This is a genomic window from Nocardia sp. NPDC056611 (assembly GCF_042792755.1).
In the GTDB taxonomy this organism is placed as follows: Bacteria; Actinomycetota; Actinomycetes; order Mycobacteriales; family Mycobacteriaceae; genus Nocardia.
Genome location: NZ_JBHTVV010000005.1, coordinates 360,853 through 382,983, shown reverse-complemented (window position 1 = coordinate 382,983; position 22,131 = coordinate 360,853). Strand labels below are relative to the sequence as shown.

Annotated in this window: 17 protein-coding genes; 8 read left to right on the top strand and 9 right to left on the bottom strand. The window is 69.3% G+C overall.

Annotated features, from left to right (window positions below; genetic code table 11):
• Positions 1 to 88: 88 nt before the first annotated feature.
• From ACFRAQ_RS27220 to ACFRAQ_RS27200, 5 genes are all read right to left on the bottom strand, one after another.
• Complete coding sequence (locus tag ACFRAQ_RS27220; protein ID WP_379104957.1) at positions 89 to 1,252, bottom strand: MlaD family protein; 1,164 nt, start codon at positions 1,250 to 1,252, stop codon at positions 89 to 91.
• A gap of 146 nt (positions 1,253 to 1,398) precedes the next feature.
• On the bottom strand, positions 1,399 to 2,649 hold the full coding sequence (locus ACFRAQ_RS27215; RefSeq protein WP_379104515.1) for a glycosyltransferase: 1,251 nt from the start codon (positions 2,647 to 2,649) through the stop codon (positions 1,399 to 1,401).
• The gene (locus ACFRAQ_RS27210) at positions 2,646 to 3,917 is read right to left on the bottom strand and encodes a condensation domain-containing protein (RefSeq protein WP_379104513.1); all 1,272 of its coding nucleotides are present in this window, start codon (positions 3,915 to 3,917) and stop codon (positions 2,646 to 2,648) included. The genes ACFRAQ_RS27215 and ACFRAQ_RS27210 overlap by 4 nt, the downstream gene beginning before the upstream one ends.
• 25 nt (positions 3,918 to 3,942) lie before the next feature.
• Complete coding sequence (locus tag ACFRAQ_RS27205) at positions 3,943 to 4,929, bottom strand: LLM class flavin-dependent oxidoreductase (protein WP_379104511.1); 987 nt, start codon at positions 4,927 to 4,929, stop codon at positions 3,943 to 3,945.
• Positions 4,930 to 5,070: 141 nt separating this feature from the next.
• Positions 5,071 to 5,766, bottom strand: a complete 696-nt coding sequence (locus ACFRAQ_RS27200; protein ID WP_379104509.1) for a hypothetical protein — start codon at positions 5,764 to 5,766, stop codon at positions 5,071 to 5,073.
• Positions 5,767 to 5,866: 100 nt separating this feature from the next.
• On the opposite strand from ACFRAQ_RS27200, the gene ACFRAQ_RS27195 reads away from it, so the two are divergent.
• The gene (locus ACFRAQ_RS27195) at positions 5,867 to 7,051 is read left to right on the top strand and encodes an acyl-CoA dehydrogenase family protein (protein WP_379104507.1); all 1,185 of its coding nucleotides are present in this window, start codon (positions 5,867 to 5,869) and stop codon (positions 7,049 to 7,051) included.
• 21 nt (positions 7,052 to 7,072) lie between these two features.
• Positions 7,073 to 8,146: an acyl-CoA dehydrogenase family protein gene (locus ACFRAQ_RS27190; RefSeq protein ID WP_379104505.1), complete on the top strand. Its 1,074-nt coding sequence runs from the start codon at positions 7,073 to 7,075 to the stop codon at positions 8,144 to 8,146.
• A gap of 190 nt (positions 8,147 to 8,336) precedes the next feature.
• Here the strand turns inward: ACFRAQ_RS27190 and ACFRAQ_RS27185 are convergent, their stop codons facing one another.
• A complete protein-coding gene (locus ACFRAQ_RS27185) occupies positions 8,337 to 11,228 on the bottom strand; it encodes a BTAD domain-containing putative transcriptional regulator (RefSeq protein ID WP_379104503.1) in 2,892 nt (963 codons plus the stop codon).
• 230 nt (positions 11,229 to 11,458) lie between these two features.
• On the opposite strand from ACFRAQ_RS27185, the gene ACFRAQ_RS27180 reads away from it, so the two are divergent.
• The 5 genes from ACFRAQ_RS27180 (at position 11,459) to ACFRAQ_RS27160 (ending at position 17,752) form a co-directional block, all read left to right on the top strand.
• The gene (locus tag ACFRAQ_RS27180) at positions 11,459 to 11,611 is read left to right on the top strand and encodes a hypothetical protein (RefSeq protein ID WP_379104501.1); all 153 of its coding nucleotides are present in this window, start codon (positions 11,459 to 11,461) and stop codon (positions 11,609 to 11,611) included.
• 339 nt (positions 11,612 to 11,950) lie between these two features.
• Positions 11,951 to 13,495 (top strand): MFS transporter, encoded by a 1,545-nt coding sequence (locus ACFRAQ_RS27175; RefSeq protein ID WP_379104499.1) that lies wholly within the window; start codon positions 11,951 to 11,953, stop codon positions 13,493 to 13,495.
• Positions 13,496 to 13,738: 243 nt separating this feature from the next.
• The gene (gene tuf / locus ACFRAQ_RS27170) at positions 13,739 to 14,914 is read left to right on the top strand and encodes an elongation factor Tu (RefSeq protein WP_379104497.1); all 1,176 of its coding nucleotides are present in this window, start codon (positions 13,739 to 13,741) and stop codon (positions 14,912 to 14,914) included.
• Between the two features lie 126 nt (positions 14,915 to 15,040).
• Entirely contained in the window at positions 15,041 to 16,204 is a 1,164-nt protein-coding gene (locus tag ACFRAQ_RS27165; RefSeq protein WP_379104495.1) for an acyl-CoA dehydrogenase family protein, read from the top strand.
• Between the two features lie 114 nt (positions 16,205 to 16,318).
• Positions 16,319 to 17,752, top strand: coding sequence for a DUF222 domain-containing protein (locus ACFRAQ_RS27160; protein ID WP_379104493.1), 1,434 nt, complete (start codon positions 16,319 to 16,321; stop codon positions 17,750 to 17,752).
• 341 nt (positions 17,753 to 18,093) lie between these two features.
• Here the strand turns inward: ACFRAQ_RS27160 and ACFRAQ_RS27155 are convergent, their stop codons facing one another.
• Entirely contained in the window at positions 18,094 to 18,909 is an 816-nt protein-coding gene (locus tag ACFRAQ_RS27155) for an SDR family oxidoreductase (RefSeq protein WP_379104491.1), read from the bottom strand.
• 10 nt (positions 18,910 to 18,919) lie between these two features.
• Positions 18,920 to 19,057: a hypothetical protein gene (locus ACFRAQ_RS27150; RefSeq protein ID WP_379104489.1), complete on the bottom strand. Its 138-nt coding sequence runs from the start codon at positions 19,055 to 19,057 to the stop codon at positions 18,920 to 18,922.
• A 300-nt stretch (positions 19,058 to 19,357) separates the two neighbouring features.
• On the opposite strand from ACFRAQ_RS27150, the gene ACFRAQ_RS27145 reads away from it, so the two are divergent.
• The gene (locus tag ACFRAQ_RS27145) at positions 19,358 to 20,314 is read left to right on the top strand and encodes an AraC family transcriptional regulator (protein ID WP_379104487.1); all 957 of its coding nucleotides are present in this window, start codon (positions 19,358 to 19,360) and stop codon (positions 20,312 to 20,314) included.
• Positions 20,315 to 20,318: 4 nt separating this feature from the next.
• On the opposite strand, the gene ACFRAQ_RS27140 is transcribed toward ACFRAQ_RS27145, so the two are convergent.
• Entirely contained in the window at positions 20,319 to 22,046 is a 1,728-nt protein-coding gene (locus ACFRAQ_RS27140; protein WP_379104485.1) for an amidohydrolase family protein, read from the bottom strand.
• Between the last annotated feature and the right edge of the window lie 85 nt (positions 22,047 to 22,131).

The window sequence follows — 22,131 nt, the reverse complement described above, 5'->3', positions numbered from 1 at the left end:
CGGGACAAACCGCGTCAGGCGCGCCGACACGCCCGTTCGAAATGCACGGCGCGCCGAATCCGCCCCGCTCCCGGGTGTGGCGGCGGGTTCATTTGACCGGGGGCAGCGTGCGTTCCTGCGGGTCGACGCCGGTCGGCCGGTGCGCGCCATTATTGGGAATGTTCGGGCGTGGCGCGTTGGCGGATCCGCGAATCTGCTGGTCGTCGGGCGGATTGTTGCAGTAGTTCCAGCGTCCGAAGGTGCGGTCGGTGGCGATGGTCGCCGCCAGCGCCGGCACCGGGTACTGGCACCACGGCCGGCTCCAGATGTCGACGATGGTGTAGAACTCGCCGTCGTGCGCGGGCACGCCCATGGCGGAGGTGCCGATGACGAGGGCCGGGAACAGCGCCCGCACCGCGGGCAGCCGCAGCAGCGCGGCCTGCACGATGGCCTGCATGGTGGTGGCCAGGCTCTGGATCGGATCCATGTTCCGGTCCAGGGTGCCGTCCAGGACGGCGATCTGCTCGGGCGCGCGATCGAGCAGTCCGCGCAGTTCGCCGTCGGCGGCGCGGGCCTGTTCGACCAGGATCGACGAATTGCGGGTCACCGTGGCCAGATCCGGCTGGGCGTGCGAGGTGGTTCCCGCGATGACCTGCAGGTTCCGCAGCAGGCTGACGGTCTGCGGGAGCCGGTTGTCCAATCCGGTGGTGGCCACGCTCAATCCCTCGATGAGCCCGCGCAGTTGATCGGGTCCGCCGCCGAGCGCGATGTCCATCTGATCGAGGATCACCCCGATCTTGTCCGGATCGATCGAGGCGATGAGCTCGTTGCTGTTGGTCAGCGTCTGCCACACCGGCGTCGGGGTGCTGATCTTGCTCGGGTCGAACCGCACCACCTGCCCGTCGTGCAGGAACGGCGGCGCGTCGGTGTGCGGCCGGAAATCGATGTACTGCTCGCCCGCGGCGGACAGCGCCGCCACCGCGATCTCGGTGTCGGCCGGAATCCGGTACTTCTTCTCGATGTCGGCCGTCGCCGCGATCCCGGCCCCGCCGTCGATGATGTCGACCGATCGGACCGAGCCGACCCGGAACCCGCGCCAGGTCACATCGTTACCGGCCTGCAAACCGCCGGAGCGATCCAGTTGCACGATGACCGAGTAGGTGTTGCCCGGTCTCTGCACCCGCGCCACAGTGATCAACAGATATCCGGCTCCGACCGCGAGTAGCAGGATCAGAGCCAGATTCGAGTAGAGCAGTTTATGTCCGCGCAGCACGCTCAAGAGGCCCGCCTCCACCGCTGAATAGCAGCCAATAGGGTTCGATGCACAGCAACTACCAGGCGAAACTGCGCGCTATCTAACCACAGTCGGGCCGCTGGACCCGGCGGGGGCGGGTGGACCGGGCGGGGCGAGTTACAACGTCACCCCTTCCGCAGCGCGCCCAGGTGCGCCTCGATGGCCTTCACGGCCTGGCCGACCCCGTCCTCGGCGGCGATCCGGGCGGCCAGCCGGGTCGCATTGTCGCGCAGCGCGGTATCGGTGGTGGCGCGGCGGAGGGCGTCGGTGAGCCGGTCCTCGGACATCTTCGAGTACGGGATGGTCGCCGGGCTCACGCCGAGATCGATGAGGCGCTGCGCCCAGAACGGCTGATCGGCGTAGACGGGCGCGCCGATGGCCGGGACGCCGGCGCGCAGGCCCGCGGCGGTGGTGCCCGCGCCGCAGTGGTGGACCACCGCCGCCATGCGCGGGAACAGCCAATCGTGCGGGGCCTCACCGATGGTCAGCACATCGTCGCCGCTGACGTCGAGATTGAGCCAGCCGCTCTGCACGACGCCGCGCACACCCGCCCGGCGCAGGGCCGCGGCGATGATCCGGCCGGTGCGGGCGGTGCCTTCCGTGCTGTCGGCCATGCTGCCGAAACCGATGAACACCGGCGGCGGACCGGCGGCCAGGAAGTCGGTCAGTTCGGCGGGCGGTTCCCAGCCGTCGGGGCGCGGCGGCCACCAGTAGCCGGTGACCTCCAGACCCGGCCGCCAATCGGCCGGGCGTGGAACGACACTGGGGGAGTAGCCGTTGAGCATCGGCCAGCCCGCCGCGGTCCGGGCCCGGCGCAGGTCGTACACCGAGATCGGGGGCAGTCCGAGTTCGCGGCGGAAGAAAGCGACAGTGCTCGCGTAGAAGCGGTCGTTGAACCAGGCGCCGAAATCGGCGGCCAGCCGGTTGCCGCGCGCGCCGAAATCGTGAGCGCCGTACGCGGACGGCGCGTGCTCGGCGGTGGCGGACAACGGCTGGAATCGCAGCCCGATCGACGGGATGCCCTTGGCCTCGGCCAATGCCAGGCCCGCGTACTCCGTCGGGGGCGGCAGCAGCAGGACATCGGCGGGCTCGTCGATCAGCGCACGGATCATGCCCAGACCCAGGCTGCGAACTCCCTTGGGGGAGGAGAACTTCCATCCCGCGGAGAGCCGATTGACATCGGGATCGGTCATGTCGATGTCGATATCGTGGGTCATCTCCCGGAATTCGAGCCCGCATCCGGTTATCTGCTCCGCGAACAGGGTGTGCGCGGCCACCACCACCTCGTGTCCCGCGTCGCGCAGCCCCACGCCCAGCCCGGTCAACGGCGCGATATCGCCGCGACTGCCGATGCCGACCAGAATGATCCTGCTCATCGGACCTCCACACTCTCGATAATGGTGAGCCAGCGGGTGACGATGGCCCGCATCCGGTCCGCGCCGATCCCGCCGTCGGGGGAGTGCACCGAATAGTGCACCTGCTCGACGCCTTCGGGCTTGCTGGTGCCCAGGAACAGGCTCATGTCGAACATCTTGAGCCGGGCCTGCTCCCGCGAATGCGCGTCGGGAATCCACACGCCCACGTCGCCGAGGAAGTTGAAATAGAACTTCGGCGAGTTGAAAGTCAGGAAATGCGACCAGCTTTCGGGGTGATGCCAGCGCAGCAGCGTGAAATCCTCCGGGTGCGTGGGATATCCGTCGAGGGCGTCGTGCAGCCGGTCACCGAGGGTGCCGGTGGCGGGGCGCAACAGCCACGGGTAGTCGTCGGAGATCCAGGCCACCGTGCGCGACAGGTCGGTGCCCGGCCGCAAGCGGCTGTAGCGGCCGTGCTTCTGCACGGTGATGGGCCGGGCCACGCCGGTCGCGTCCTCGATGGCCAAACCCAGTGTGACGAGCAGGATCCGGGTGTAGCTGGCCCCGAGCGCCGCGGGCAGTTCGACCAGCAGCCGCTGTGCCAGCGCGCCGTCGATGACGCCGTCGAAGTGCGCCGATTTCGGGGTGGCGGGCCGGTCCAGGGTGGTCGGTTCGATATCCGAGGCGGCCAGCCAGTAGTCGCGTTCGCCGACCCGGGTCTTCGCGTACTCGTCGAGGAATTCCGCCCACTCCGATCCGGTGATCGGTTCCGGCGGTAGCGTGATCTCCTCGCCCGCCTCCCATTGCCGGGCGTAGGTGGCGATGTCCTCCCACAGGACCCACATGGAGATGCCGTCGATGGCGATGTGGTGGGCGGTGAACAGCAGGATGCTCACGTCGAAGGAGCGGGTGAGCAGTACCGCGGTGACGATCTTCCCGGCGGTCGGGTCCAGCCGGAGATTGGCCGCGGCGGACTGCTCCTGGATCAGGGTCGTGAGCGCCTCGGCGTCGAGGTGCTCGATGTCGATGGTCCGCACGTCGACGCGGCCGGGGTCGATGACGCCGCCGGACTCGGGCTCGATCTCGCAGGACGCGTTCTCGCCGTAGCTGTATCGGCTGCGCAGCGATTCGTGGGTGTCGATCAGGGCGTTGATCAGCTGCCGCGCGTCCTCGAGGCCCATGCCGACCGGGACCGGGCAGGGGATGGTGACGCCGAAGACGGCGGGATTCTCGTCCCAGGTCAGGAATTTCCTGGCGGCGGCCGTCAGCCGCCCGGGGCGCAGATCTGTCATGAATTTCCTCTTGCCGGTTGTCGGGTCATCGAACGGTGGTGAGGGACAGCACGTCCTCGCCGAGCAGGCGCAGGCTGTCCCAGCCCGCCTCGATCGGCAGGCCGCCGATCAGCGGGTTCATCAGGATCTCGGTGCGCCCGGCCGCGATCTGGTCGCGCAGCTGCGCCGGGGTGAGGATCTCCAGATAGCCGTGGGCGCGCAGGGACTCGACCGAATCCGGCACGGCGTCGTGCGGGCGGTGAATGCCCTCGCGCCCCCACGACGCGTACTCGCGGATCTCGGTGAGAATGTGCGGGGCGAAGTCGTGCCAGGCCCGATCCGGATCCTCGTGCAGCAGGGTGTGGCGGCTGTCGGGCTCGGGTTTGTGGATGTAACCGCTTGTGCCGCAGCGGATCAGCTCCCGCTCGTAGAGTTCTTCCACCTCCGGCGCGGGCAACGGCAGGGCCAGCCCGAGCCCGAAGCGCGCGGCCCGCCGCGCGGTCGCCGGGCTCATTCCGGCGACCAGCAGCTGCGGATGCGGCTTGCTGAACGGTTTGGGCGTGACCTCGAAGGACTGCCCGCCTCGCCGCACCGGCTCGTCCCGCCAGGCCGCGAGCATGATCTCCAGCGCCTCGTCCATGAGCGTGCCGCGCCGCGTGAAATCCCTTCCGAGCGCGGCGTATTCGGACGGTCGGTACCCGATCGCGGCGAGAACGGTGAGCCGCCCGCCCGCCAGATTGTCGAGCACCGCCAGATCCTCGGCCAGCCGCACCGGGTCGTACAGCGGCACGATCAACGCCCCGATGCTGATCCGGATCCGCTCGGTACGGGCCGCCACCGCCGCCGCCATCAGCAGCGGCGCGGGCAGCCACCCGGTGCCCGACCCGTGGTGCTCCTCGACATTCACCACCGCGAACCCGACCCGCTCGGCGTACTCGGCCATCTCGAGCGCAGCGCGATACCGCTCGTGATTCCCGGCCCGAGGGTCGTCGACATTGGTCATATTGAGCTTGAGCGCCGCCACCACGTTCATGCCAAGCAATATCGAATGACCCGGTGCCCCAGGACAACCTGCGGAGAAGCCCCAGTCAGGTGCCGTGTGCGGAGTTGACACCACCGGCAGAGGCGCCGGGTGTCGCGCTGCCACCGGTGGGGGTGCCAGACGGTGTGAGAACTACTCCGGGGGTTCGTCGAGGAGGCCGAGTTGGGCGGCGCGCACGCCGATCTGAAAGCGGCTGCGGACGTCGAGGCGGGTCATGAGGCCGGCGATATGGCGGCGGTAGGTGCGCAGGGACATGTCGAGGCGGCGGGCGGCTGTCTCGTCGACGAGGCCCAGGTTGAGGGTGTTGAGGACCGCGCGGGCGGTGGGGCTCAGCTCGATGGGGTCGGTGGGGCCGCGGCCGGCGAGGCCGTGGCCGGATTGCCAGCTGAGCAGGGCGAATTGGTGCAGGGCGCGGAGCAGGGCCGGTTCGCGGACCAGGTAGGCGTAGGGGTGGTCGGCTCCGGCGCCGCTCCACAGCACCGCGACGGTGCGATCGAGGATCAGGACGTTGTGGAAGTCGTTGTCGGTGACGCGGATCTGCGCCCCGAGCGAGGATTGCCGCAGCAGGGGTTGGTGGTCCCGGATCTCCAGATAGTCGGGGGAGTAGAGGAGCCGGACCTCCTTGCCCGCGGCCAGCAGGTCGTCGACGACCACCTGACCCAGGCGGAGGTGATCGGTGGAGTGGGTGGGGTTGGAGACCGCCACCACCGCCTCACGCCGGGCGTAGCGGAGCAGGTGGTGGACGTCCTGGTCCCAGTGCCCGTCCTGGCTGAACCGGACGATCCCGGTGGCCAGGTGCCCGGTCGCGCCGGTCGGCTGTCGCTGCATCACTTCCCCGATCCTGGCAGGTGACCGGCGGTTTCCCCGGAATCTGGCAGCTTCCTGCCAGCGGGGCGGATCCGGCCCGGCCGATTCCTACCTTCCATTTATGCACATCAGTTTGAGCGACGAACAGCACCGCCTGCGCAAGCGGCTGCGCGAGTATTTCGCCGACCTCGCCACCCCCGACGTGCGGGCGGCGCTGCGGTCGGGGCCGGGCGGGGAGCACGGCGACGGAACCGTCTACAAGGAGGTGGTGCGCCGGCTGGGCGCGGACGGCTGGCTGGTGCTGGGATGGCCGGAAGAGCATGGCGGACAGGGACGTTCGATGCTCGACCAGCTCATCTTCCTGGACGAGGCCGCGGCCGCGGGCGTGCCGCTGCCGTACCTCACCGTGAACACCGTCGGGCCGACCATCATGCGCTACGGCACCGAGGAGCAGAAGGCCTGGTTCCTGCCGCGGATCGCGCGGGGCGAACTGCACTTCTCCATCGGCTATTCGGAGCCGAACGCGGGCACCGACCTGGCGTCGCTGCGCACCCGCGCGGTGCGCGACGGCGACGAGTGGGTGGTCGATGGCGAGAAGATGTGGACCAGCCTCATCGAATACGCCGACTACATCTGGCTGGCCGCGCGCACCGATCCGGCGGCGGGCAAGCATGCCGGGCTGTCGGTCTTCATCGTTCCGACCACGGCGCAAGGGTTCTCGTGGACGAAGGTGCACACCATGGCCGGTGTCGGAACCAGCGCGACCTACTACTCCGACGTGCGGGTGCCCGCCGCGAACCTGGTGCACGGCGAGAACCGCGGCTGGGCGCTGATCACCGATCAGCTCAATCACGAACGGGTGGCGCTGGCCTCGGCCGCGCCGCTGGAGGAGTCACTGCGCCAGGTCGTCGCGTGGGCGCGCGCCACCACGCTGCCGGACGGGACCCGGGTCATGGACGCCGAATGGGTGCGCCTGCACCTGGCTCGCGTGCACGCCAACATCGAGTACCTGAAGCTGCGGAACTGGCGGACCGCGTGGGCCGCCGATCGTGGTGAACTCGGCCCGGCGGACGCCTCGGCCACCAAGGTGTTCGGCACCGAATTCGCCATCGAGGGCTACCGGCTGCTCATGGAGGTGCTCGGGGCCGCGGCCGTGCTGCGCGCGGACTCCCCGGGCGCGCTGCTGCTCGGACGGCTCGAACGGTTCCATCGCACCGCGCTCATCCTGACCTTCGGCGGCGGGATCAACGAGGTGCAGCGCGACATCATCGCCAAGAACGCCCTCGGGCTGCCCGTCACCCGCTGACCCGAACACAGGAGCAGGACAATGGATTTCGAATACACCGAGGCGCAGCGGGATCTGTCGGGACTGGCCCGCGAGCTGCTCACCGACTGGGCCGGACGTCATCCCCGCCCGGACGACACCGGGTTCGACGCGCGGCTGTGGGGCGCGATGGCCCGTGCGGGACTGCTGGAGGCGGCGCTGCCCGAGCAGGTAGGCGGCGGGTACGGGCTGCTCGAACAGTGCGGCGTGCTGATCGAGATCGGCCGGACCGTCGCCCCCGCGCCGTATGCCACGAGCATCGCCGTGGTCGCGGCGGTGCTGGCCGAATTCGGCGACGACGCGCAGGTGCGGCGCTGGCTGCGGCCGATGCTGCGGGGTGAGGGCACACTGGCGCCCGCACTCGCACGCGACTTCGCGTCCTTCGAGGCCGAGCGGGACGAGAAGAGCTGGCGGGTCCGGGGTTCGCAGTCGGTGGTCGCGGCGGGAGCCTTCGCCGACGGGTACCTGGTCGAGGCTCGCATCGGGGCGAACTCGGTTCTGCTGCTGGTGGATCGGGAAGCCGAGGGCGTCACGGTCACCCGGCAGCACGCGGTGAACGGCACCGACGCTGCCCTGCTGGAACTGGATGCTGTCCTGATCCCGCGGGCCGCCGCGATCTCGGCGCCCGAAGCGCCCGCGTGGGCCCGGCGCCGCGCGGCCGTGGCCGTCTGCGCCCACCAGTTGGGCGTCCTCGAACGGGCGCTGGAGATGACGGCCGAATACGCCCGCACCAGAAAGCAATTCGACAAGCCGATCGGCGCGTTCCAGGCGGTGCGTCAGCGCCTGGCCGACGCCTACATCGATGTCGAGGCGGTACGCCTGACCCTGTGGCAGGCCGCTTGGCGGGAATCGCACGGCCTGGCCGCGGAATCCGAGATCGACGTGGCGAAGTTCTGGGCGTCCGAGGCCGGTCACCGCGTCGCGCACACCGCCGTCCACGTGCACGCCAGTACCGGCATCTACCTCGACTATCCGATGCAGCGCTACTTCACGGCCGCCAAACGAGCCGAGTTCGAATCGGGGACGGCCACAGCGCACCTGCGCGGCCTCGGTCTGGCCCTGGATGCCCCGGTGTGATCGCGGGTGGTGCGGTGGAGCCGTCGCCGCGGTGGGCGACGGCCGTCCGACCCGCATGAACCGAATGCGCACCCCTCGTGACGCATGCGGCCATGACCTCATCGCGCGCGGGAACCCCGGAGGTTGCAGCTCCGGGGCGCCCGCGTGGATGCAGGTTCCCACGGGCCGATAAAAAGCGAATAAACGTTCTCTATGGCTGATCCGGGGCTGGTGAGAACAGGGTCGCGGGCGTCGGGGCGGGCAGTCCGGCACGACGGAAGATCTCGGCGGCGTCGGCGTGCTCGCGGGCGGCGGCCTCGGTGTCGCCGACGCGGGCGGTGGCGCGCAGGAACAGGGCGCGGGCCCGGTCCAGGGGGTCGGCGGCCTTGCTCAGCAGCCGCAGGGCCTGGGTCGCCTCGGATTCCGCGGCGGCATCGTGCCCGGCGCGCAGGTGGATCTGGGCCAGCCGGGTGCGGGCCCAGCCTTCCCACAGACGCACACCGTTGCGGTGGGTCATGCGCACCGCCTCGGCCGCCAGCTCGAGCGCGAGCTCGTGGTCGCCGAGCATGGACCGGGTGGCAGCCAATTCGTGGGTGGCCCAGCCCAGCGCGACCGCGTTGGACGATTCCTGAGCCAGCGCGATGGCCCGCTCGGCCACCGCCACCGCCTCGGCGTACTGCCCGGATTCGCACAGGGTGCGGGTGGCCAGCGCCAGAATCCAGGCTTCCAGCGAGCGGTCGTCGAGGGCCCGGGTCCAGGCGATGGCATTGGCGTAGTGCCGGTGCGAATCCTTGGTGTTGCCGACGCGCCGATCCGCCACCCCGAGCAGGATCTCGGCCAGCACCTGCAACCGCCGCTCGGCGTCGTCGGCGGGCTGCGAGATGGGTTGCAGGAATTCGAGACTGGCCTCGACCTCGCCGAGCCCGATCTGCATCATGGCCCCCAGCGCCACCCGCAGCCGCCGGGCGCTGGCGTGGTCGCCGTCCCGGATCGCGGTGTCCAGCAGGGCTTTCAGACCGTCGGCGAGTTCGCGGGCACGGCTGCCGGTGTCCATCAGCTCGGCCATCACCCAGGCCAGATCCGCGGCCAGCGCCACCGCCCGGCCGCCCAGCCGGGCCGCCTGCCGGTGCAGGGCGATGATCACCGGGCGCTCGATGTCGTTCCAGGACTGGCCTTCCGCGCCGCCGGCGAAGGTGTGGCCGGGGACGGTGGTGGGCACCAGCAGCAGGGTGGTGTTGCTGTAGTCCAGTGCGCCGAGCAGGTTCTTGGTGCTGGCCAGGTAGTAGTCCAGCAGGCGGGCCACGATCTCGGCCTCGCTCTCACCGGCGTCATGGCTCGCGTTGGTTCCCGCCAGGCGCGCGGCGAACAGGCGCAGCAGGTCGTGGAAACGGTAGCGGCCGGGCGCGGGCGTCTCCAGCAGACTCAGATCCACCAGGGATTCGCACACCAGCTCGGCCTGGGGCACCGGGACGCCCAGCAGCGCGGCGGCGCCATCCACCGGGAAGTCGGGCACATCAGCGCGGGCGAGGGTGCGGAAAGCTCTGGCCTGCTCGGTGTTCAGCTGGCCGTAGCCCAGCCGGAAGGCGGCCTCCAGGGTGAGGTCGCCGGTCTGCAGCACCTCCAGCCGCTGGTTCTCGTCGGCCAGCCGCGCGACCAGGGAGGCGATGGTCCACTGCGGGCGCACCGCCAGCCGCGCGCCGACGATCCGCACCGCCAGCGGCAGGCACGCGCACTGCTCGATCACCGCGAACGCCGCATCCTGTTCGGCGGCAACGCGTTCGGCCCCGAGGATGCGGGTCAGCAGGGTCATGGCCTCGGCGGGTTCGAGGACGTCGAGGCGGGTGCGGCGGACCGCGGGCAGTTCGGTGAGCGCGGAGCGGCTGGTGATCAGGACCGCGGTGCCGGGCGTGCCGGGCAGCAGTGGCGACACCTGGGCGGCGTCGCGGACATTGTCGAGGACCATGAGAATCCGCTTGTCGCTCAACAGGGTCCGCAGGTGCGCGGCGCGGTCGTCGACACCCGCCGGGATATCGCCCTCGGCGACCCCGAGGCCGCGCAGGAAACCGCCCAGGGCGTCGCCGGTGGGCAGCGGGTCGGGGTCCACGCCGCGCAGGTTCACATACAGCTGGCCGTCGGGGAACCGGTCGCGCACCTGGTGGGCGATGTGCAGGGCGAGGGTGGTCTTGCCGACCCCGCCCATGCCGCCGACCGCCGAGATGGCCACCGCCGGTCCGCCGCCGGTGAGCTGGGCCGCGATCTGCTCGGCCACCCGGGAGCGGCCGGTGAAATCGGCGATGTCGGGCGGCAATTGGGCCGGGGCGAGCCGGGTGGGGGCTGGGCGCGCGACGCTCGGCAGGTCGGCGCGCAGGATGCGGGCGTGCACCTCGCTCAGTTCCGGGCCGGGTTCCACGCCGACGCCGTCGACCAGGGCGCGGCGGGCGCGGCCGTATTCGTCGAGCGCCTCGGCCTGACGGCCGCAGTGGTAGAGCGCGGTCATGAGCAGCGCGCGGAAGCGTTCCCGCAGTGGATGTTCCTCGATGAGCGGGCCCAGTTCGGCCACGGCCTCGGCGCTGCGGCCGGTTTCGATGTCGAGGGCGAGCCGGTCCTCGAGAATGGACAGCCGCCACTGCTCGAGGCGGGCGCGCTGGCGTTCGGCGTAGGGGCCGGGCAGTCCGCCCAGCGCCGCCCCCTGCCAGCGGGACAGCGCCGAATCGAGGGTGCCGCGGGCGCTGTCGGGGTCGTCGTGCCGCAGTCGTTCGGCGGCCGCGACCTGGCCCGCGACGTCGTGAATGTCGGTGCGGCCGGGCGGTAGTCGCAGCACGTAGCCGTCGCCGACGGAGACCAGCAGGCTGGAGGGTCCGCGATTGGCGCGGTCGGGTTCGAGTTCGCGGCGGAGTTTGGCGACATGGGTGCGCAGCGCGGGGACGGCGCGCAGCACCGGGTCCTCGCCCCAGATGCCCTCGACGAGCTCGGCGGCCGTGACCGCCTTGCCCTCGCGCAGCAACAGTGCGGCGAGCACCGCCCGCCGTTGTGGCGGGCCCAGATCCAGGGGCGTGTCCCCGCGCCATGCGCGGACCTCGCCCAGTACCGAGAACCTCAGCAAACCGACCTCCCCGTTCGGCAGTCTAGAGGGGCCGGGTCGGCGCCGATCAGCCGCCTGTCCTGCACCGATCCTCACCTTTCACCGTCCGGGAACCGGCCGCGCCGCCGCGAACCGCCTCCATCCTGCGCGCCACCGGGCCGATTGGTGTGTCATTGGCCGGTTCCAAGCCGCCGGAGCGACTCTGATCGTGGGCGACGAACCGGACGCCCCCGAATCCCTGGAGGCATCCCATGCGGTTGAAGTCCGCCGCCGTCATCGCCTTATGCGCCCTGTCATTGGGCATGGCCGCCTGCGAGGCGGGGCACACGCCCACCGGTCCCGGCGGCGTCGGCACGCCCGCGGTGACCACCGACCTGATGGTCGACCAGCAGCGCGGCCGCTAGCACTTCGCGGCCGCCTCCGACCGGATGGCCAACGGGCCCGAGACCGATGGCCGCATCGACGTGAACCTGCCGCGGGTCAAGGTCGAGGGCACCGGCACGGGCCTGAACCGGCCCGCCACCCCGGCCTGCACCTGTACTTCCCGCGGGGCCGGATCACCCCCAATCCGGCGGCCGCCATCGACGTCACCGTCCCGTGGTCGGAGCGGAAGGGCGTGTTGAAGCCGGGCACGCCGGCGACCCTGTCGAGCTGATCGACTGTCGCCGAACCGATATCGCACGGCCGTCCGCCACGCCGATCGAAACCGGACGGCTGCTATCGGTGCCCCGTAACCTGGGGAGGTGGCAATCGGTGACACGTCGCGCGGCGCGGCGCGGCCCGGAATCGCGTTGGCCACGGTCACCGCGGTCCTGTTCGTGACCTTCCTCGACACGACTGTCGTCAGCGTCGCGCTGGCCGACATCCGCTCGGATCTGAGCACCGATGTCCAGCTGCTGCAATGGGTCGTCAACGCCTACACGCTGGTGTTCGCGAGCCTGATGCTCGCCGCCGGATCGCTCGGCGACCGGTGGGGTCGCAAACGGGTGATGGTGATCGGACTGGTGATCTTCTGTGCGGGATCGGTGATTTCGGCGCTGGCGGCGAGCGTGCCGGCGCTGATTCTCGGGCGCGCGGTCATGGGCCTGGGAGCCGCCGCCTCCGAGCCCGGCACGTTGTCGGTGCTGCGGCAGGTGTTCCCGGACGCCCGAACCCGCGCGAAGGCGCTGGGGGTGTGGGCGGCGGTGTCCGGGCTGGCACTGGCCGCGGGGCCGGTCCTCGGCGGGGCGCTCGTCGGTGCGTGGGGGTGGCGGTCGATCTTCTGGTTCAACCTGATCATCGGTATCGTCGTGCTGGCGGCGGCGCTGCGCTACGTGCCCGAGAGCGCGGATCCGCAACCGGGGCAGATGGATTGGCTCGGGTCACTGCTCGGTGCGATCTTCCTGAGCGCGGTGATCTTCGCGGCGATCACCGGGGAGAGCCGGGGGTATGACGCGCCGTCGGTGATCGCGTTGTTCGCGGTGGGGGCGGTCGCGTTCGTGGCGTTCCTGATCGTCGAGACGCGAGTCCGCAACCCGGTCTTCGATTTCCGGTATCTGCGGCTGCCGCCGGTGCGCAGTGCGCTGGTGGTCGCGTTCGCGGTCTACTTCGGGGTCTTCTCGATCTTCTTCTTCACCGCGCTGTACCTGCAGGTGATGATCCACTATTCGGCCGGGCGCACGGCGGCGGTGTTCGCGCCGATGGCGGTCGCCATCGTGGCGGGGTCGCTGGCGGCGGGGTTCTGGGTGGCGCGCAGCGGGGCGCAGATGCCGATGGTTGTGGGGTGCGTGCTGGGGGCGGGCGGGATTCTGCTGACCCGGCAGTCGCTGGACGGCACGGTCGAATTCACGCCGCTCGCGATCACGCTGGCGGTGGCGGGGCTCGGGTTCGGAATCGCGGTGGTGCCGTTGACGTCAGCAGTCCTGACCGGGGTGCCCGCCGAGCACTCGGGGATGGCGGCCGCGGCCACCAACACCATGCGGCAGGTGGGGGCAGCCGTCGGGGTCGCGGTGCTCGGGTCGCTGGTCAACGGGTTCCTCACCGCCGACCTGCGCACTCGCATGACCGAATTGGGGCTGCCGGACAACCTGCAACCGATCGCGATCGACGCTGTCGAACGCGGGCGTATCCCGGCCGGCGTCGACCTGGCCACAGCTCTGAAATATGCCCCGCATGTGAACGAGGTCCTGCAGACGGCGACGGTCGCCTTCCATCACGGACTCGATGTGGCGCTGCTGGTTTCGGCCATCATGATCCTGGCCGCCGCGGGGTTCGTCGCCGTGAGCCGATTCGGTCCGGCGCGAAAATAACTGGCGCGAGACAGCTTCGGCCGGGCAGCATATCTCGCATGTTCCCGCAGTCCATCGCCGCATACCCCGCAGTCGCGGGTGCGATGGCTGCGCTCCACCTCCCCGCGCTTGCTCTGGTGGCATCCGCATCCGCATTCGACGGCGCACGACGCTGACCTTCTCCGGGACGTCCCGGGACCTCAGACGGGGAAGGTCGGCTCGCTGCTGAGGTCCCCCTCGAACATCCCGGATGGAGAATTCATCATGGCCAAGCAGGCCTATGTCCGCACCAAGCCGCACCTGAACATCGGCACCATGGGTCACGTCGACCACGGCAAGACCACGCTGACCGCCGCCATCACCAAGGTGCTGGCCGAGCGTGGCGGCACCGCTTTTGTCCCCTTCGACCGCATCGACCGGGCGCCGGAGGAGATCGAGCGCGGCATCACCATCAATATCGCCCACGTCGAATACGAGACGGCGACAAGGCATTACGCGCACGTGGACATGCCGGGGCACGCCGACTTCGTGAAGAACATGATCACCGGCGCGGCCCAGCTCGACGGGGCCATCCTGGTGGTGTCGGCGGACGACGGCGTGATGCCGCAGACCGCCGAGCACGTGCTGCTGGCGCGGCAGGTGGGCGTCGAGCACATCGTGGTCGCGCTCAACAAGTCCGACGTCGCCGACGGTGAACTGCTGGAGCTGATCGAGTTGGAGGTACGAGAGCTGTTGTCCGCCAACGGCTACGACGGCGACGGCGTACCCGTGGTGCCGGTGTCCGGGCTGCGGGCGCTGGAGGGCGACCAGCACTGGTCCGACCAGTTGGTGCGGCTGCTCGACGCCGTCGACGAGTACGTGCCCATGCCGGAGCGCTACCTCGACGCGCCGTTCCTCATGCCCGTGGAGAACGTGCTCACCATCACCGGCCGCGGCACCGTGGTGACGGGGGCGGTGGAGCGCGGTGTGGTCCGGATGGGCGACAAGGTCGCGGTGCTCGGCTACGGCGGCGCGATCGAGGCCGTGGTCACCGGCGTCGAAACCTTCGGCCGCACCATGGAATCGGCCGAGGCCGGCGACAATGTGGCGCTGCTGCTGCGTGGTGTGCAGCGTGGTCAGGTGGCGCGCGGCCAGGTGGTCGCGGCGGTGGGCAGCATCGCCGTGCACACCGGGTTCACCGCACGCGTCCGGCTGCTGACCGCCGCGCAGGGCGGTCGGCGCACGCCCATCGCCAGCGGTTACCGCCCGCAGTTCTTCGTCCGCACGGGCGACGTCTCCGGGCAGGTGACGCTGCCGGAGGGGCGCGCCATGCCGGGCGACACCGTCGAACTGGTGGTGGCCTTGGACCGCGCGGTTCCGCTGGAACCGGGGCTGGGATTCGCTGTGCGCGAAGGCAACCTGACGGTCGCCGCGGGCACGGTGCTCACGGTCGACGGGTAGGCGTCGCGTGCGAGTGGTCGAGGGCGGATCGAATCCGTCCTCGACCACGATCACCCGATGTCGAGACACCCGGGATTGGCCGGGATTCTCTGGTCCCGCGCCACGCCCGTCCACAACCATGGGTCCATGGAACGAGGGCACTACGGTGACGATCATCTGGCATTCGCCGAGCTGGCGAGGGGATTCGTGCGCAAGGAAGTCGCGCCGCACTACCTGGGATGGGAAGAGGCCGGGATCGTGCCGCGATCGGTGTTCGCGCGGGCCGGAGACCTGGGGCTGCTCGGATTCGCGGTGCCGCAGGGCTACGGCGGGCTCGGAGTCGCGGACTTCCGGTTCAACCAGATCCTCATCGAGGAATTCATGGAAGCCGACTGCGCGGGAGTCGGCCTGAACTTCGCGCTGCACAACGACATCTGCACGCCGTACCTGGTGGATCTGACGACCGAGGAACAGCGGGAGCGGTGGCTGCCGGGATTCGTGGCGGGGACCCGGATCGCGGCCATCGGCATGACCGAACCGGGCGCGGGATCGGATGTCGCCGGAATCCGCACGACGGCAGTCGATGCGGGCGATCACTTCGTGGTGAACGGGGCGAAGACGTTCATCACCAACGGCATCAACGCGGATCTGGTGATCACCGCGGTCCGGACCTCCGCCGAACGCCACGCCGGGGTGACCGTGATGGTGCTCGAGCGCGGCATGGAGGGCTTCGAGCGCGGCCGCAACCTGGACAAGCTCGGTCTGCACTCGCAGGACACTGCCGAACTCGACTTCACCGATGTCCGGGTGCCCAAGGAGAACGTGCTCGGGGAGGTGGGGCGCGGATTCACCTACCTGATGCGGAACCTCCCCCAGGAACGGATGCAGATCGCCGTCGCCTGTTTGGCCCGGGCCCGGGTCGCCCTGCGGACGACCATCGAATACGTCGGGGAGCGTGAGGCTTTCGGTCAGCCGATCGGGGCATTCCAGAACACCAAGTTCACGCTCGCCGACGTGGCTACCGAGGTGTCGGTCGCGGAAGCGTTCATCGACAAGTGCGTGCTGGAATTGAACGCGGGACGGTTGACTCCTGCGGACGCCGCCAAGGCCAAACTGTGGGCCTCGGAGATGGAGTTCCGGTGCATCGACCGGTGTCAGCAGTTGTTCGGAGGTTACGGATACATGCGTGAGTATCCGATCGCGCGTATGGCTGCGGACGCGCGGATCACTCGGGTGTACGGGGGGACTTCTGAAATCATGCGGGAGATTATCGGCAGGGATTTGCGACTTACCGGACGGTCGTCATTGTAGGATTTGAATCTGAAATGCCTTGTTATACATACTCATTCGGGTTACGGGTGGAGGTGGAATTGATAGAATAGTGGCATGAAATTGGGTGGGCCGATTCTCAGCGAGGACATCACGGTGGGCGATGCCACCGGTGTGGTGTTCGATGCTGTGGACGTCCTGCTCAATGATCCCCTGGATCCGATGTCGGATGAGGATCTCGTGGAACTGATGCGGGATTGGGAGACAACGCGCCGCCGGATGGCCGCATTCGAGCACAAGCTGGTTCGGGAGATCGAGACTCGGAACCTGCCTGAAAAGGCCGGGGTGAAAAGGGTTTCGAAGTACCTCGAACAGACCCTGCGCCTCGGGCACTCCGAAGCTCGCGCGCGGGTGCGTGCCGCGGAACAGCTCGGGATGCGCCAGACCGGTGGTGAGGTGCTGGAGCCGCGCCTGCCGTGGACCGCCGCCTACCAGCAGATGGGCATGGTGTCGGCGGATTCGGCGCGGCGGATCGCACAGATCATGGACCGCATTCCCGCCGAAATTGCTGTCGAGGATCGGGATCTCGCAGAATTCGAGTTGGCGAGCTTCGCCGCACAGTCCACACCGGATGACCTGCCCAAGATCGGTGACCGGATCCTCGGTTACCTCGACCCCGATGGGCGCTTCACCCGTGAGGTCGATCGGCAGCGTCGCCGTGGTGTGACGCTCGGTAAGCAGGGTGTGGACGGGATGTCGGTGATCACCGCGCAGGTGACGCCCGCGCTGCGCGCCGTGCTCGACCCGATCTTCGCCAGCCTGGCACGGCCGGGCATGTGCAATGGCGATGACGTTGAAAGCCCTTGGACCACAGAAGGGCTCGACGACGAAGCCCTCGCGGGGTTGGAGCGTGCCGCACGGCGTGATCCGCGTACGGCTGCCCAGCGCAACCATGACGCGCTGTTGGCGTTCCTGCGCCCCGAAATGGGACCGGAGAACACCGGCCGGCACCGGGGCCTGCCGGTCTCCACGATCATCACCATGTCGCTCGCGGAAGTCGAGGCCGCCGCCGGTGTTGCCACCACGGCCTCGGGCGGGACTGTTCCGCTGGAAGAAGCCCTGCAGCTCGCGCAGCAGTCCAAGCCGTTCCTGGCGATCTTCGACCACGCCGGACGACCCCTGCACCTGGGGCGCACGAAGCGCCTCGCCAACGCCGCGCAGCGCATGGCCTTGATCGCCACCGAACGAGGTTGCACCCGCCCCGGCTGCAACGCTCCTGCCACCTTGACCCAGGTGCACCACGTCACCGAATGGAACAAAGGCGGCAAGACCGACATCGAAAACCTTACGCTGGCCTGTGATGCCTGCCACGCCCTCATCCACGACGGGCCTGGCGGCTGGAAAACCGTTGCCATGCCCAAGGATTCCGAATACGCGGGCCGCACCGGTTGGATACCACCAGCGCATATCGACCCGAGTCGAACCCCGCAGGTCAACGACCGCCATCACGCGGGTGAGCTGATGGCTGCTTCCCTCGCGCGCCTGCGCGACCGAACCCGCCCACCGGTCACATGGTGGTCCCGCCCCTGATGCAGGTCCGAGCCTCACCAAAGGTGTGGCCCTTCGGGCTGCGTCCCACCACCGCTGCTCATGTTCCGCAGGCGTGCGCAAAGCCAATCGGAAGCGTGGTCGCCTCGCCTGCCCTACCGCACCGGGGCTGACGCCGAGCCGGGAGCCGTTACCCGCCCATCCCAGCCCACGGACTGCACGGATCACCTTCTACAGAAGAGCCCAACCCCATCCCTTCGTTTTCCCCGGGAGGACGCGCGGCCGAGCTGCGAGTGGGGCTGGTAGGTGAGGGGGCCTCGCAAGCTCGGCCACCCTCTCCCTTCTCCAGGCGTCTTTTGTCTCTTGCTCTGTCTTTGGCTTCTTTATCGTTTGAGTCCCTGAGCCGCGGCAATCACACGCTCCATGACGCCTCGTGGCAGTACCCGGCGAATAGCGAACATCAACGGCGCATTGCTGCCCACCGCATAGAGCGGCTTCGGCCGATCGGAGTTGGCCGCCGCCACAATGGTTTCCGCAACCTGCACCGGCGAAATGCCCTTGCTCATCTGAGCATCGAGACGGGCCATGAATTTCGTGAAGTCGGCCGCATGCGGCGACCCATCGGCGATGTACTTGGCCCGGCGCTCACTCAGCCCCGTATCGATCTGGCCGGGCTCGACGGTAGTGATCCACACACCGAACGGAGACTCCTCGAACCGCGCCGCGGTCGCGAACCCGCGCAGGGCAGCCTTGGTCGCCACATAGGACGACCGGTACGGCATCGGAAAGCTCCCGAGCATGGAGCCCACCATGATGATCCGCCCATAACCACGCTCACGCATGCCCGGCAGCACGGCCTGGGTCAATGCCACGGCCCCGAAAACATTGAGCTGGAACAGTCTTTCGATAGCCTCGCGCGGCAGGTCCGACAGCGGCCCGGCCTGGCTCTCCCCGGCATTGTTGATCAGCACATCGATCGCCCCGAGCTCGGCCGTGAACCGTTCGATCGACTCCAGGTCGGTGATGTCCAGCGCGCGGTACTCGACGCCGGGCGCGCGGTCGGCCTCGGCGAGCGCCTCGGGATTGCGGCTGGTGCCGATCACCGTGTGTCCGCGGGCCGCGAAGGCCGCGGCGGTGGCCTTGCCGATGCCGGAGGACGCGCCGGTGACGACCACGGTGCGGGTCGGTGAGCTGCTCATACCGTGCACGTTAGCGGGTGCGTCGGCAGCGTGCTTGGCGGCGTTCGGAGGCGAATTCGCCGGTAACCGAGCGGACGCCGAGCCAGATGCCGATGCCGAACGCGGGGGCCGCGAGCATGGGAAGTAGCAGGATCGCGGTGGAAATCATGGTGGGCAGACCTCGATTGCTGGTCGTCGTCCGAACCGGTTGTGGGTGAATCGCACCGGCGCATCGGCTGTTACGTGACGAATCGTGTTCCGCGCGTCGCGCGCATCACCGCTGCACGATCGAATATGTCGGATGCGCCACACCGGGCGGTCTCGCGTTGATATGTTGCGCCAACCCAATGGGGAACAGACATTTGGGTCGGGAGTAGTCGAAGAGGACAAAGCGCACATGCTCGACTGGGATCTAGCCAGGCACACGTCCGGCGTGCACATTCTGACCGGGCTCGCCAATGAGAGAGGGATGCCGGCGGGGGAGTGCCTCGCCGGAGCGGGTCTGGCGCCTGAATCGGTGGCCGAACAGACCACGGAAGTGACGGCGCGGCAAGAACTTGCGGTGGTGCGGAATCTCCTCGCCCGGTTCGGCCGGGAACCGGGACTGGGCGTGGAGGCGGGAACGCGGTATCACATGTCGCCGTCGGGGCCCTGGGGTCTGGCGCTGTTGGCCAGCCGGACCATGCGGGACGCGATCGTGGTGGCGCCGGGATACGCCGAGCTGGTCTTCGCGTTCGGGCAGGTGACCTTCGAGGAAGTGGACGGCGAAGGCCGGCTGCGGTTCGACGACCGGGACGTTCCGGAGGACGTGCGCGGCTTCCTCGCCGAGCGGGTCCTGGCCGGAATCCAGATGCTCGGCCGGGAGCTGTACTCGGTGAATGTGCCGGTGCGCCGCGTCAGTTTCCGGCACGCCGCACCGCCCGATACCAGCCGCTACCGGTCGGTTTTCGGTGTCGAGCCGCTCTTCGGCACCAGCGTCGACGAACTCGCCTTCGACTCCTCGTTTCTGGACGTCGTCCTGCCCCAACCGACCGAACAGGCCCGCAGCACCTGCGAGCAGATGTGCCAGGAACTGCTGGCGCGCCGCTATGTCCGCTCCGGTTTCGCGGCCGTCGTGCGCGGCGTCCTCATCCGCGATCCGGGTGTGATCCCCGATCAGTCGGCCGTGGCGGCCGGGCTGTTCGTCAGCCCGCGCACCCTGTCGCGGCGGCTCAACGAGGAGGGCACCTCGTTCCGCGCCCTGCTCGACGAGGTGCGCCAAGCCCTCTCGGAGGAACTGCTGGACCGCACCGACATGACCACCGAACAGGTAGCGGCCCGCCTGGGCTACGCCGAGGCGGCGTCCTTCATCCGCGCCTTCCGGCGCTGGCAGGGCTGCCCACCGCAGGAGTACCGCGCCCGCGGGCGTACCCCGGAACTCGTCTAGGGTCTCACCCTTGCGCGGTCAGGAAGCTGCCCGCGTGCAGGGTGGTGCCGAATCCCGGTGCGAATTCACCGTATTCGTAGACGACGCGGCCGCCGACCACGGTGGCCGCGACCGCCCGGTCATTGCGATTGACCATGCGCTGCAATCCCGCGATCCCGGGGAACGGCGCCTCGGCGTACGCGCTGGACGTGCCGTCGAACCCCGCCGGATCGACGACCGCGATATCGGCGCGCCCGCCGGCCCGCAGGCGCCCGGCGTCCAGGCTGTACCAATCGGCGAGTTCGCCCGTGAGCCGGTGGATCGCGGTCTCGATCGGCAGGAACCCCCGCTGATGCGCCCGCTCCAGCATCCGCACCCCGAAGTTGTAGAACGCCATATTCCGCAGGTGCGCGCCGGAATCGGCGAACCCGACCTGCATCATGGGTGAGCGCTGCAACCGGTCGAGCACCTCCTCACGGTCATTGGCGATGACGGTGCGCCACCGCAACGCCGGACCGTGCTCCACCGTCAGATCCAGCATGGCGTCGGCCGGATCGATACCGCGTTCGTCGGCGACCGCGCCGAACGACTTCCCGACCACGTCCGCTTCCGGGCAGGCGACGATCACCGCGTCGTAGAGGTCGCGGTTCCAGACCCGCGGCCCGTACTTCTTGGCCAGGTCCTTGCGGAACCGTCGGCGGTAGTCCTCGTCGGCGAGGAGCTCGCCGCGCTTCATGGCGTCCCGGATATTCAGCGCCGCGCTGCCGGAGCCGAACTCCTCGAACACCACCAGATCCACGCCGTCGGCGTACACCTCGAACGGCACCGGCAGATGCTGCCACCGGAAGCGGGCTCCGCCAACGGTATTCGCGATCCACGCCGACGCCATGGCGGCCCGTGCGGTGGTGCGGTCGGCCTTGACGTCCATGCCCGCGATGAGGGTCGTCTTGAGCGGCGCGCGGAACCGGCCCGCGCTCTGCGCGAAGTACTTGACCAGTTCGGCGCGGGTGGTCAGGTTCGGGGTGCTCTGATGCACCCGGCCGCGTCGCCGCAGCGCAGCGTTCAGCGCCCGGTACTCCCGCCACGTCGCGTAGGTGGACGGCAGCTGCCGGGTCGGGAACCGCACGCCCTCCAGCTTCGAGAACGAGCTGCGGATCGTGGACAGCCCCAGGAATCCGGCGTCCAGCGCCGCCTCCAGCATGGCGCACATGCGTTGCAGCTCAGCGGATGTCGGGCGGGCCTGCGCGTCCACGGACCGACCCAGGCCCATGACCGTCACGCGCATGTCCGAATGTCCCAGGAAGGCGGCGACATTCGCGCCGAGCGGCCGGTCGGCGAGCGACTTCCGGTACGACCGCGGGTCGTCCCAGTCCTTGTGCTCCTTGACCGCCGAGTGCACCGCGTCCCACGGCAGCGCCTCGACGCGCGCGAACAGGTCGGCGCAGTCCTCGGCCTCGGAGTACACCGTCGACAGCGAGCAGTTGCCGAGCACCACCGTGGTGACACCGTGCCGCACCGATTCACCCAGGCCAGGACTGCCCAGCACCTCGGCGTCGTAGTGGGTGTGCACGTCCAGCATGCCGGGCATCACCCATTTGCCGGTGGCGTCGACCGTCCGCTCCCCATCGGGCAGCCCGCCGCCCTCGATGACGGCCACCTTGCCGTCGGTCACCCCGACATCGGCCCGCACCCCGGGTACGCCCGTCCCGTCGTACACCGTGCCCCCGCGAATCACCAGATCGAACCGTGTCATCGCAGTTCACCCCCGTGGATCGGTCCCGCCACGTGGCGGGTGGTTCGTAGACGTTATAAGTGCAGTATCCGCCTGTGGACGGTCA